Source organism: Acinetobacter sp. ACIN00229 (genome assembly GCF_016106645.1).
GTDB lineage: Bacteria > Pseudomonadota > Gammaproteobacteria > Pseudomonadales > Moraxellaceae > Acinetobacter > Acinetobacter oleivorans.
Map to the genome: position 1 here is coordinate 1 of NZ_JADWOM010000012.1, position 13,312 is coordinate 13,312.

Here is a 13,312-nt window from a genome sequence, read left to right on the forward strand (position 1 = left end):
AAATGTTTAATGAAAATGAAAATTCCATTTATTTTATAAATACCTAAATCACCTTCACGCTATATCCCTTTATGCTTTATACTTCACATAAATCATAGTAAGACATTTTTTGGATTAGTCTTATGGAACTACGCCATCTCCGATATTTCATTACCGTTGCTGAAGAATTAAATTTTAGTAAAGCCGCCCTTAAACTTTTTACCGCACAACCCTCCCTTAGCCAACAGATTAAAGATTTAGAAGAAGATGTTGGTGTACGACTTTTAAATCGCACTAAACGTAAAGTTGAATTAACCGAAGAAGGTGAAGTCTTTTTAGAACATGCTCGTCTCACCCTTGCTCAAGCTGAAAAAGCAGTTGCTCTGGCACGACAGGTTTCTAAGGCTAAACAGCAGCTGCTCCGTATCGGTTTTGTTCCCATTGCAGAAATGAAAATTTTTCCTTACGTTCTTCCTAATCTGCGATTACAACACCCCGATCTCATCATTGAACTATCTAATCTAAACAATACTGAACAACTTAAATCCTTAAAAAAAGGTGAGTTAGACATTACCTTTACTCGAGAAAATACAGATAGTGATGAGATCCAAAGCCAATTTGTTTTGACTGAACCCTTGATTTTTTTACTTCCTAAAAATCATCCACTTACTCAATATGAACGGATTCCCGTCCATGCTTTACAGGGCGTTGACTTTATTATTCCTGCTGCTGAGCAGTCACAAACATTACATAACACGATTTTAGACTTTGCCAAAACTCACAATATTGACCTCAATATTGTTCAAAAAGCAGACAGCATGTTGTTTAATATTAACTCTCTTGGCTCTGGATTAGGTTGTACAATTTTACCTGCTTACGTTGCACCTTTAGGCATCAAAAATACAGTAGTCCGCCCTCTTGATGTCGAGTTACCGACATTGGATTTATTCGTAAATTACCGTAGAAACTCACAGTCTTTAGGCGTCCAAAAATTTATTGATCAACTCACTAAAGTATTTCATCTAGATAAGAACTTAACTCACACCTAATCAGAAAAGCTATATTTTATTTTAAGCCTATGATTAATAAGGACACCTTTATAAAAGGTATAAGTAAATAGTATTTTTTATTTATTTTATACTTTTTATAAACAGTTTAGCCCGCGCTTTTGTTCTATTTTACCTACTCGGTAAAAGTAAATATATCTTAAATAAAATTTAAAAACTTGGAATAAAATCCATATAAAACTAGATATTATTTTCACCATTTAATAAAAAATAATATATTTACCATTTGATAAAAGGAGATTAGGAAAATGGTTGCAGTATTTCAACATCTTGGACGTAGTGTACTAAACCGCCCTCATTTCTTTATTGCTTTAATTATAGGATTTATCACAGCAAGTATTCTGACATGGTTCACCTCATGGAAATGGTCAACTATTTTATTAGTCAGCTGGAATACTTCGATTAGTATATATTTACTACATGTTTGGCAGCTCATGAAAAGTGCTGATCATTCACAAATGCAGCAGCAAGCCAAAAAACAAGATGAAAGCAAATGGGTCATTATGCTGATTGTTCTATTGGCTTTAACCATGTGTCTAGTTGCTATTTTAATACAGCTCTCACAGCTTCCTTCTGATCATTCTGCAAAGTTAGGCCATGTGGCTTTAGCTTTACTCACTATTGTTTCTGCATGGCTTTTTATGCATACCGTTTTTGCTCTACATTATGCCCATGATTTTTATATGGCTTTATCTAGAAATGAAGAAAATGGTGGTCTAGATTTTCCGGGAACAAAACAGCCCACTTATCCTGATTTTTTATATTTTAGTTATATTATTGGTACTTCTGCCCAAACTGCCGATGTTTCGATTACCACCAAACACATGCGTCTTTTAAACTTATTTCACGCGGTGTTGTCTTTTGGATTTAATACCACCATTTTAGCGATCTGTATTAACGTTGCTGCTGGCTTTCTTACTAACTAAAACTTGTATTTAGGAAATAAAAAGTCACCCAAATGGGTGACTCTGAACAGCAGAGGTTTACAACAATGAGCCCATCGTGCTTTGTTTTAAGCCTTCACGTTGTTTGATGGTTTCAACATAACGCGTAATGGCAGGATGAGATTCAATCGCTCCCATTTTCAATTGCCATAACAGCATTGCTCCAACGCTTACATCTGCGGCGGTAAATTGTTCGCCACACACATACGGATTGGCTTCACTAAGCCCTTGTACTAAAGCTTGGTAGGCATCGTTGTAATCACCATAACCCACAAACATTTTTTGCTCAGGAGATACATCTATTCCGAGAGCTTTATCAACACCAGCAGCTTCCCATGGGCCTGCCATCAAAAATAACCAGCGATAGTACAAACCACGTTTAGGATCATCTAATGCAGGAGCTAAACCTTTATCGAAAAATTTATCAGCAAGATAAGCACAGATTGCACCTAGCTCATAAATCACGACATCACCATCTACCAATACTGGCACTTTTCCAAAAGGATTAATTTTTAGATATTCCGGTGTTTTCATTTCAGTCTTGTATTCGACTTCAATACGTTCACACTCAACACCTAATTCGACTAAAAGCCAGTCGACCACAACACCACGTGATTCTTTGTTAGTATAAAGTTTAAGGCTCATTTTTATGGCTCCTTGTTTATCGTGGAACCTAGTCTACAAAACCTCTTTGTCAGTTTTTGTCAGTAGTCTTCGACTCTTGTGCCCACCACTGCTCAAATAGTTTTTGCTTAAATGATGGATATAATTCTTGGCTTAAACTCAGCTGTTGAATACGATCGAGTCTAAAATGTCTAAAATCCTGCCTGAGTTCACACCATGCAGCCAATAAAATTTTGTCATTAAAATATCCCAAGGCAAAAGGCCACAAGGTTCGGACACTACTTCGTTGCTGCTCATCATGATAATGCAGCGAAATTTTAACTTGCTGCCGAATGGCTAAACGCACCTGTTCGACTCGATTTTCATCTACAGGCAGCCACGTATTAAATGCTCTTAAAGTCGTGTGCTGTAATAAATATTGCCGATGCTCAGGCAAAACAGAATTCAATTTAGCTAATACAGATGTAGATGCCGATTGTAACGATTGATCTGGCACACTCTTCAACCAATACAATGCCAAAAAAATAGCTTCGACTTCATTTTCATTGAGTGTCATTGGTGGTAGTACAATATCTTCTTTAAGCTGAAAACCGATACCCGCCGATGCCTCAATTGCTACACCCTGCTCACGTAAGCTATCGATATCGCGATAGACACTTCGGATACTAATTCCCATACGTTCAGCGAGAACTTGTGCAGTGATTGGATAACGGGCTTCACGAAGTTGTTGTAAAAGATTTAATAGACGAATAGAACGACTCATTTTTCTCTTCTTATTGTTATTAGACATACAATAATAGGGAATAAATTCCCCCTTATTGTATTATTCTAAATTATGCAACATCTACCGTAGATAACTTTGCATATTCTCTTAAAAAGTTGTGCAGCTCAGGTACATCTTTGGCAATCGTTAAAGGCTGGAACTGTTGTAGAACTTCGATCGAATGCACACCATAGCCCACACCAATTCGTGGCATGTTTAACCTCTGAGCCATCTCAAGATCATAGCTACTATCACCAATCATTACTGCACGCTCAACACTGACTCCAGTGACTGTTAAGATTTCTTGCAACATGAGAGGATCTGGTTTTGAACGTGTTTCGTTGGCTGCCCGAGTCACATCAAACAGATGAGTACTTTGTGTTTTTGCGATTACACGGTCTAATCCTCGACGGTTTTTTCCCGTCGCAACTGCAAGTTTTAAACCTTGGGCTTTTAAATCATGGAGTAGTTCAGAAATACCCTCAAACCATGCATCACTAGTCGAGTTCGTAATATAGTGATCACCATATGCCTTTAAGATCGAGTCATGCAATTCTGGCGCTTCTGGAAATAAGGTCTGCATCACCTCAGGCAAGCCTAAACCGATAATACTTTTTGCTGCTTCATCTGTTAAAGGCAATTCATGTTGTTCTGCGGCATGTTGCAAGCTAGCAACAATCTGTCCAACAGAGTTATATAAAGTCCCATCCCAGTCGAAAATAACTAATTCGGTTTTTAGACTCATTTTGCCACTCTCAAAGCCTTTAATAACTGGGTCATGTCTTCTGGTAAAGGAGCTTCAATCGGTGGATAACCTGGAATATCTAAACGCATCGCATGTAAACATAGACGACGTGCTTCAGGACCAGTGTACTCAGTCGTGTGTCCATATTTATCGTCACCAATCAAAGGGTGTCCAATGCTTAAACCGTGCACACGAATCTGATGAGTACGGCCAGATAAAGGTGATGCATGAACCAGAGTCGCATTTTTAAAGCGCTCTGCTACAACCCATTCGGTTTTACTTGGTTTACCATCTTTAGTCACACGTACACGACGCTCGCCATTTGCCAGCTCATATCTCAATAAAGGCGCATCAATCAGCTGTTTATCTAAGCTCACTTGACCTTTAACAATCGCTGCATAGGTTTTACGAATTTTGTGCTCACGCAACATATCTTGTAGTTGTTTTAATGTGCTACGTTTTTTACTAATCATGACCAGACCAGAAGTATCACGGTCAATACGATGAATAAGTTCTAAATATTTTTTGCCTGTCGCTGCACGTAGTGCCTCAATCAAACCATATGCCATACCACTACCACCATGGACAGCAATACCTGATGGTTTATTTACAACTAACAAACCTTCATCTTCATAGACCACACGGCTTAATAGGCCTTGTGCCACACTGTCACTGACAGGAGCGGCTGTTTCATCTTTTTGTTCGTAGCGAATTGGAGCAACACGAATCTGATCACCAATCTCAAGTTTAGTCTCAGCTTTAACACGTTTTTTATTTACTCGAACCTGACTTTCACGAATCAAACGATAAATACGACTTTTAGGTACACCTTTTAAACGCGAGAACAGGAAATTATCAATTCGCTGTCCTGCTTGATGTTCATCCACCTCAAACCAAGTGACACTTTGCCATTGCTGTGTAGAATTCATACTAATATTTAAACCTGAAATTTTGCTAAATTTGATTAATAAATGACCGTTTAGCTTAGTTTTTTCACAAGAAATCTAAGCTTAGCCCATAGGCAGATGCTGCAAGGTTTGATATAGTCAGCGCACGGATACCGCCGTAAGTGAACATCTAATAGGGAATTTCCCTGATTGAAACCTCAATCAAAATGATGCTTTCACCATCAGCTCGGATAGGTCCTAAAGAATTATGCCGACGCCGAAGGCTTATTATATCGGCAAAATGACAAACTGTTGCGTTTAATTCAGTTTGTTCAAAAAAATATGTTACCAACTCTAGTTGGTTATGGAACGTAAACTGATACACATCAGACAAATCGCTCCTTAAAGTTGCCTTCAGGCTAAAGCGTTGATGCATTGGAACTGCCGAAAGCACCGATACGATGAACATTCCGTATCAAACTTCCAAAAAGAAGTCACTTCGCGCTCAATGACAGTGAAAGTCATTAACCAATGTACCGCTCACCCGCCAGTGAAGCACTAAGGAAGTCCGATTTAAAGGTTGAAGCAGTATTGCCTACATCACAGACGAGAATCGAAGTTAAGGCTAAATGTAGCCGGTAACAGATGACTCAGACCACAAATATTTTGAGATCTGGGAAATGATCCGTCATGTTCGATGTTCGTTCAGAACCTTTAAGTTTGTGCGATATGTTTGTGTGGGTCACTATTAGGTGTCACACCCATGAAACGTATGTTGATTAATGCAACTCACGCAGAAGAAGTCCGCGTTGCACTTATCACTGGTAATCGTCTTTACGATTTTGATTTAGAAAATCGTACCCGAGAACAGAAAAAATCCAATATCTATAAAGGCCATGTAACCCGCGTAGAACCTTCTTTAGAAGCTGTGTTTGTTGAATATGGCGCAGGCCGTCAAGGCTTCTTGTCTATGCGCGAAATTGCGAATAGTTATTTCCAAGCAGACCCGCGACAAACTTCAAACATTCGTGAACTCATCACTGAGGGTACTGAATTACTTGTTCAGGTTGAAAAAGAAGAACGTGGTAACAAAGGCGCTGCCCTTTCTACATTCATCTCACTTGCAGGACGTTATTTGGTTCTTATGCCAAACAACCCGAAAGGCGGTGGTATTAGCCGTCAAATTTCAGGTTCTGTACGTGAAGAATTAAAAGAAATTTTAGCTTCTTTAAATTTACCTCGCGGCATGAGTGTTATTGTGCGTACCGCAGGTATTGGCCGTACTCAAGAAGAATTACAGTTAGATTTACAGCATTTGCTTGACCTCTGGGCACAAATCCAAGGCACTGCAAGTTCTGGTCCGTCTCCAATGCTTGTTCATCAAGAAGCTGGCGTAGTTACTCGTGCCATCCGCGACTACTTACGTGATGACGTTGCAGAAATTTTAATTGATAGCGAACAAGCTTATAACGAAGCGTATAACTTTGTTAAAGCAGTTATGCCACGTCAATTAGACAAACTTAAAACTTATACTTTAAACGAGCCGTTGTTTGCTCATTTTGGTATTGAAAGCCAAATTCAAACTGCTTACGAGCGTGAAGTAAAACTTCCTTCTGGTGGTTCAATCGTAATTGACCAGACTGAAGCTTTAGTTTCAATCGATATTAACTCTGCGAAATCGACTCGTGGACATGACGTTGAAGAAACTGCACTTAATACAAACCTAGAAGCAGCAGAAGAAATTGCTCGCCAACTTCGTCTTCGTGACATTGGCGGTTTAGTTGTTATCGACTTCATCGATATGACTAAAGAACGCAACCAACGCATGGTTGAAGCAAAACTTCGTGAAGCAACACAAAGCGACCGTGCACGTATCCAGTTTGGCCAACTCTCTCGTTTTGGCTTAATGGAAATGAGCCGTCAACGCTTACGCCCATCACTTGAAGAGGCAACTGGATATGTTTGCCCACGCTGTCATGGCACGGGTATGGTGCGTGACTTACGTTCACTTTCGCTTTCAATTATGCGTAAAGTAGAAGAAATTGCACTTCGTGAACGTCATGGTGAAGTACAAGTAGAAGTTCCTGTTGAAATTGCAGCATTCTTACTCAACGAAAAACGCCATAGCCTTGTTTATTTAGAACAGACTTCTGGTGTTCGTGTGACTGTTTTACCTCACCCGCACTTAGAAACACCTCACTATGAAATTCAGTACAATCCAGATGGATTTGCACCATCTAGCTATGAGCGTACTGAAGCAACTCGCTCAAGTGAGAAAGAGTTAGGTTATGAATCTTCTGAATGGCATTTAGAAGAAGCTGATCATGGCCATGCTCATGCAGCTCCTGCTGCAAATAACGCAGCTGGTCAAAAGAAAGCAAATCAAGCAGCTCAACCTTCTGCTGCTCAGCCAAGCACTCAAAAAGCAGCAAGCCCGCTTGCATGGTTAGAGAACCTTTTTGTTCAAAAACAAGCTAAAACTATTGATCAATCTCGTTCAGCACAAAATGCTGCTGCGACAATTGAACAAATGGTCAATACTGGCGCTGTAAGCCGTGGCCAGTTTGGACAAGTTGCAGTACCGCCAGTTGCTGAAACTGCTGCGGCTCCATCTAATAATGCTTACATTTCACAGTCTCCTGCTAAACAGGAAGTTCGTGAAAATGTTGAAAAAGACGATAAAGTACAACAACGTCCAAACAACAAAAAACGTAAGCACAAAGAGCAACGTGAACAACATCACCATGCTCAAGAGCCACAACAACAGCAACAACCACAACAGGTTCACGAAGAAGTTGTACAGTTATCACGTCAAGAACAACGTGAGTTAAAACGTCAACAAAAACGTCAGCACCCAGATCAGTCACATCAACAACATCAAAATGATGGACAACAAACTGAAAATGCCGTGCCGCGTCGTGACCGTAATAATCAACAACGTCCGAACCGTCCAAATCGCCACCGAGATCCAAGTGTATTGAATGAAAATCAAAATGCACCGGCGGCACCAGTAGTTGTTGATGAGAAACAAATTAAGGTTGATTTGATTGATGCTCCAAAGCATGAAGTCATGAATACAGCCTTAGTAATCAATGTTGATCAGGCACAAAGCGAAATTATTGCTTTGACTCCAGAGCAACCTGTTGAACGCACTGAAACAGCACCTGTTGTTGAAGTCGCTCAAGAGCCAGCTCCAGCACCTGTTGCAGTTGTAGAAGAAGCAGTCCCTGCCAAAGTAGAAGAAACGACGACTCCTCCTGCAGATAGCAAAGCTCAACCGCAAATTCAACGTGCGAGCAATGACCCTCGTATGCGTCGTCGTGAACAACGCAACGCGAAACGTGCTAAAGCTGCGGTACCATCAATTGCCCCATCGCAAATTCCAACGTTGGCGCAATATACGATTGGTAGCTTGATTCGTCATGTTTATGGTGAAGACTGCACAGTATTGATTGAACAGTTTGGTTTAGTTCCAACATTCAATCGTGCATTGCAGAAGTTTGCTGAACAGTACGCTAGTACGCTAGCAACAGAAGTCGTGTCTGATGCTGAAGACAAAAAGCCTGTTACTCGTGATGCAGAGCTTCCAAGCAACAAGCCATCACAAGAAGCAGAGCCTGCGCCTGTACTTGCATTGACGCCACAAAAAGAGCAAACACCACGTGTTGCTAATGATCCACGTGAGCGTCGTCGTTTAGCAAAACTTGCTGCGGAACAAGCTTTTGAGCAAGTTAAACAACAACACGCTGCACCAGAAGAAGCTGCACCTGTAGCTCCAGCTGTTGAAGAAACGGTTGTTGCTCCTGCTGCTGAAACACAAGCACCTGTTGAGTCAAAACAACAACCGCTTGAGCTTGATCAGGTGACTGAAGTAGCACAAAGTGAAACAAGCACAGAAGAAACACCAGCGACAACAGTAGTTGAAGCTCCGGTTGTTAAACAGCCTAAAGCATCTGCAAGAGCAAAAGCTGCCGTAGAACAGGCTGTAGCACCAACAGAAGCTACTGCAGAAGTTGAATCAGACGATTCTAAGGCAGATCAGGACAAACCAAGTCGTCCTCCTCGTCGCCCTCGTGGTCGTCCACCAAAGAAAGCAAATCCTGTAGCTGAGTAAATCATTTGCTCAATTGCAGCTAATTTAAACAAACCTAGTCATTTCGATGACTAGGTTTTTTTTGTTATTTTTAACCAATTAGGTTGATTGCACTAGAAGAAAAGTTTTAAAAGCATGGTGAACCATGAAAAACACTGTACTTTTGCCAACGCAACCTTTTTTGGATTGATCGAAAAATAAATAGGATTGATATGAGCCAGACAACACAGACCGATATCATTACGCTTGGTGATGTTGCAACAAGACTTCCTAGCTTCATCCCCAAAGTACCCCATATCCTGAATGGTCTTAAACAGGCTTACTTAAGAACAGCAAATACACCAACGGGATTAGGTGTAGCTTTTGAAAAAGCTGTTAAGCGAAATCCGCAAGGCATTGCTTTATTATTTGAAGATCAAAGTTATTCATATGAAGCTTTAAACGAATGGGCTAACCAGATTTCTCACTATTATCTATCTCTTGGCGCACAAAAAGGCGACGTGATTGCCGTAATGGTTGAGAACCGTTCTGAACTTATTGCTACGATTGTAGGTTTAGCTAAAATTGGGGTAACAATTGCGCTTGTTAATACCTCTCAAGTAGGTAAGGTCCTCGCTCATAGTATCAATCTTGTAAAACCAATTGCCGTAATTGTAGGTGAAGAAGTTCGAGCGGTCATTGATGAAATTCGTCAGGACCTCAATGTTCCTAAAGACCGTTTTCATTGGTTTGCAGATCAGGCTACACGTCAAGATGCAGGAACTGCACCTCAAGGTTATGCCAATCTTGCAATAGAAATTGATCAATTTCCAAAATTTAACCCATCGACTACGCAGTCTGTTCATGGAAATGATGGCCTGTTTTATATTTATACTTCGGGCACTACAGGTTTACCAAAGGCTGTTATTTTCAAACACAGTCGCTGGACACTTGCCTATGGTACTTATGGGCACATTTTAAATCTTGGCCCAGATGATGTGATGTATGTAACTTTACCGCTTTACCATGCAACAGGTGTCGTAGTGTGCTGGTGTGGTGTGATCGCGGGAAGTTCTACCCTTGCAATTCGACGTAAATATTCAACCAGTGCCTTCTGGAAAGATGTTCAGAAATTTAATGCCTCTGCAATTGGCTATGTAGGAGAGCTTTGCCGTTACTTAATGGATGCCCCTCCTACAGAAATTGACCGTGCCCACCGCGTAACCAAAATGATCGGTAATGGCATGCGCCCAAACATCTGGGATAAGTTCAAACAACGTTTTGGTGTGCAAGAAGTTCTTGAGCTTTATGCATCAAGTGAAGGCAATGTCGGGTTTAGTAATATTTTTAACTTTGACAACACAGTAGGTTTCTCTCCTACGCCATATGCCATTATTGAGTTTGATAAAGAGAAAAATGAACCTGTCCGCGATAAAAAGGGCTGGTGTAAAAAAGTTAAAGCCGGTGAAATTGGTTTGCTAGTGGGTAAAATTACCAGTCGCTCGCCTTTTGACGGTTATACAGACCCAGAAAAGAATAAATCTGTGATTATGAAAGATGTCTTTAAAAAAGGTGACTCATATTTCAACACAGGTGACCTTGTTCGTAATATTGGTTTCCGTCATGCTCAGTTTGTTGACCGCTTAGGCGATACCTTCCGCTGGAAAGGCGAAAATGTATCTACTACTGAAGTTGAGAACATGGTTTGTGAATATGACAAGATCGCTGAAGCGGTGGTCTATGGGGTAGAAATTCCAAATACCAATGGTCGTGCTGGTATGGCAGCAATCACACTTGCTGATGGCGCTGAGTTAAATGAGTCTGATTTAACCGAAATGGTGACTATATTTAAAAAATGCCTGCCTGCTTATGCAGTACCCGTATTTTTACGAGTGCAAGCCAAAGTTGAAACAACAGGTACTTTTAAATATCAAAAGAATAAATTGAAGGAAGATTCGTTTAATCCAAGCAAAACTTCTGAACGTTTACTCGCTTTATTACCTGGTACAAACAGTTATTGTGATGTCACAACTGAAATTTTTGACAACATTCAGGCATATAAATATCGTTTTTAGTTCATTTTTTAGCTAAACAAGAGGAAATCGTGCTTTTTATAGGCAATCATGCAAATGTTTTTGATTTACCTCTTGTGTTAGTTGAATAACTTGCTAAAATACGCGACATCAAAACGATACGGGTCGTTAGCTCAGTTGGTAGAGCAGCGGACTTTTAATCCGTTGGTCCCGCGTTCGAGTCGCGGACGACCCACCACTTATCTGTTTTGAACCTATTTGGGTCGTTAGCTCAGTTGGTAGAGCAGCGGACTTTTAATCCGTTGGTCCCGCGTTCGAGTCGCGGACGACCCACCAAATTCTAAAAAGCCTCTCACTGCGAGAGGCTTTTTTTATTGTTATCTTATTTTATTTTCATGACTAAAAGATGACGATGCATTTCTTATATAAAATCTCTTTCGCCCAGTTCATAAAGATTTCTAAACGTTTAGGAATATAACTTCGGTTCGGATACAAAATATTGAGTGGCAAAGATTGAGCAGTATGTGCACTTAATACTTCAACCAGAGTTCCTTGCTCTATTTTATCCTGAACATCGTAGTATGGAAGTTGAATAATCCCTAGGCCAGCACAAGCTGCAGCAACATAGGCTTCTGTATTATTTACACTTAAAGCACTATCGATCATCACTGTTCCATCTTGATATAAAAATATGCCTTGTTTTTCTCCTACGGCTCCTGCGTAATTAATGAGTTTGTGCTGAGATAGATCTTCTAGTTGTTCAGGAATACCGTATTGTTCTAAATAATGGGGACTTGCACAGTTCACCATAATCAAGTTACCCACGAACTTCGCGATCAAACTACTATTCTCTAGCTGCCCCACCCGAACAACACAATCAATTCCCTTCTCGATCAAATCAGTCATGTCATCAGAACTATTGAGCTGTAAATGAATGTCTGGATAGCGGCTATAAAAATCGGGAAGTTCAGGAATAATCACTTGGTGTACGATTCGGCTGGGCATTGAAATTTTTAGCGTGCCACGGTAATGCTGCTTTTGCGTTTGTATGAGTTGTTCAAGCTGTTCATAGTCAAATAATAGGTTTTGACATTCAGGCAAGATTCTTTGTCCATCTTGAGTAAGGCTTACCTTGCGTGTAGTTCTATGAAATAAACGTACCCCATAGTGAGTTTCTAATTGTTGAATTGCACTCGTCACTGTAGAGCGAGGTAAATCAAGCTGATTTGCTACCTCACTAAAGCTTTGTCGTTTAGCGACTTCTGAAAAAATAAAAAATTGCTGCAACCGATCCATTTAATTGTTCGTATTTTCTGAATAGTTAAACCAAACTAGCATAATTGATCAAAAATTACCGCCAATCTAGACTAAAAACACATTAAAACAAGTCATCATAGGAACAATCATCATGACAACTCATACTCTGAAAGATAAAGTTGCACTGATTACGGGCGGTGCAAAAAACTTAGGTGGACTTATTAGTCGTAAATTTGCAGAGCAAGGTGCAAAAATTGCAATTCACTACAATAGCGCTGAAACTCAAGCAGATGCGGAAAAGACACTCGCGGATGTAACAGCATTCGGTGTAGACGCTGTTTTAATTCAAGCAGACTTAACTGATATTGATAATATTGAAAAGCTCTTCTTAGACACTAAGCAGCATTTTGGCGGAATTGATATTGCCATTAATACAGTTGGAAAGGTTTTAAAGAAATCCTTTTTAGACACCACAGAACAAGAGTTTGATAGCATGAGCGATATCAACTCAAAAATTGCCTATTTCTTTATTCAATCTGCGGGTCGTCATTTAAATGACGGCGGAAAGATCTGTTCAATCGTTACATCTCTTCTTGCAGCTTACACTGGGCTGTATTCAACTTATGAAGGCTTAAAAGCTCCTGTTGAACATTACACTCGCGCTGCGTCAAAAGAATTTGGTAATCGCCAGATTTCCGTGACTGCGGTTGCCCCTGGACCTATGGATACGCCATTTTTCTATGGGCAGGAATCTGCCGAGGCAGTGGCTTACCATAAATCGGCTTCAGCTTTAGGTGGATTAACCAAAATTGAAGATATCGAGCCTCTAGTTCGCTTTTTGGTGACCGATGGTTGGTGGATTACCGGCCAAACAATTTTTGCAAATGGTGGCTATACCACTCGCTAAAATCAAAAAAGCCGCATCTCATAGTGCGGCTTTT

Annotated in this window: 10 protein-coding genes and 2 tRNA genes; 7 read left to right on the plus strand and 5 right to left on the minus strand. The window is 40.3% G+C overall.

Annotated elements, in window-relative coordinates; genetic code table 11:
• Positions 1-122 precede the first annotated feature (122 nt).
• Both hcaR and I7H67_RS12265 read left to right on the plus strand, forming a co-directional pair.
• The gene (hcaR, locus tag I7H67_RS12260; RefSeq protein WP_004794873.1) at positions 123-1,028 is read left to right on the plus strand and encodes a DNA-binding transcriptional regulator HcaR; all 906 of its coding nucleotides are present in this window, start codon (positions 123-125) and stop codon (positions 1,026-1,028) included.
• Between the two features lie 266 nt (positions 1,029-1,294).
• On the plus strand, positions 1,295-1,972 hold the full coding sequence (locus I7H67_RS12265; RefSeq protein WP_198307969.1) for a DUF1345 domain-containing protein: 678 nt from the start codon (positions 1,295-1,297) through the stop codon (positions 1,970-1,972).
• A gap of 57 nt (positions 1,973-2,029) precedes the next feature.
• Here I7H67_RS12265 and I7H67_RS12270 read toward each other — a convergent pair whose 3' ends face one another.
• From I7H67_RS12270 to I7H67_RS12285, 4 genes are all read right to left on the minus strand, one after another.
• On the minus strand, positions 2,030-2,635 hold the full coding sequence (locus I7H67_RS12270) for a glutathione S-transferase family protein (protein WP_107880675.1): 606 nt from the start codon (positions 2,633-2,635) through the stop codon (positions 2,030-2,032).
• A gap of 49 nt (positions 2,636-2,684) precedes the next feature.
• A complete protein-coding gene (locus I7H67_RS12275; RefSeq protein WP_198307970.1) occupies positions 2,685-3,377 on the minus strand; it encodes a helix-turn-helix transcriptional regulator in 693 nt (230 codons plus the stop codon).
• Positions 3,378-3,447: 70 nt separating this feature from the next.
• Positions 3,448-4,122 carry an HAD-IA family hydrolase gene (locus I7H67_RS12280; protein WP_198307971.1) on the minus strand — a complete coding sequence of 225 codons (675 nt, stop codon included), beginning with the start codon at positions 4,120-4,122 and terminating at the stop codon, positions 3,448-3,450.
• A complete protein-coding gene (locus I7H67_RS12285; protein ID WP_004794885.1) occupies positions 4,119-5,051 on the minus strand; it encodes an RluA family pseudouridine synthase in 933 nt (310 codons plus the stop codon). Before I7H67_RS12285 ends, I7H67_RS12280 begins: the two co-directional genes overlap by 4 nt.
• Before the next feature lie 721 nt (positions 5,052-5,772).
• Here I7H67_RS12285 and I7H67_RS12290 point away from each other — a divergent pair.
• From I7H67_RS12290 to I7H67_RS12305, 4 genes are all read left to right on the plus strand, one after another.
• Complete coding sequence (locus I7H67_RS12290) at positions 5,773-9,123, plus strand: Rne/Rng family ribonuclease (RefSeq protein ID WP_198307972.1); 3,351 nt, start codon at positions 5,773-5,775, stop codon at positions 9,121-9,123.
• Positions 9,124-9,314: 191 nt separating this feature from the next.
• Positions 9,315-11,156 (plus strand): long-chain-acyl-CoA synthetase, encoded by a 1,842-nt coding sequence (locus I7H67_RS12295; RefSeq protein WP_198307973.1) that lies wholly within the window; start codon positions 9,315-9,317, stop codon positions 11,154-11,156.
• Positions 11,157-11,276: 120 nt separating this feature from the next.
• A tRNA-Lys gene (locus tag I7H67_RS12300) sits at positions 11,277-11,352 on the plus strand.
• Positions 11,353-11,374: 22 nt separating this feature from the next.
• Positions 11,375-11,450: transfer RNA gene (locus tag I7H67_RS12305), tRNA-Lys, on the plus strand.
• Positions 11,451-11,513: 63 nt separating this feature from the next.
• Here I7H67_RS12305 and I7H67_RS12310 read toward each other — a convergent pair.
• Positions 11,514-12,410: a LysR family transcriptional regulator gene (locus I7H67_RS12310; protein ID WP_198307974.1), complete on the minus strand. Its 897-nt coding sequence runs from the start codon at positions 12,408-12,410 to the stop codon at positions 11,514-11,516.
• A 112-nt stretch (positions 12,411-12,522) separates the two neighbouring features.
• Here I7H67_RS12310 and I7H67_RS12315 point away from each other — a divergent pair, with 112 nt between their 5' ends.
• Positions 12,523-13,278: an SDR family oxidoreductase gene (locus I7H67_RS12315; protein ID WP_198307975.1), complete on the plus strand. Its 756-nt coding sequence runs from the start codon at positions 12,523-12,525 to the stop codon at positions 13,276-13,278.
• Positions 13,279-13,312 lie beyond the last annotated feature (34 nt).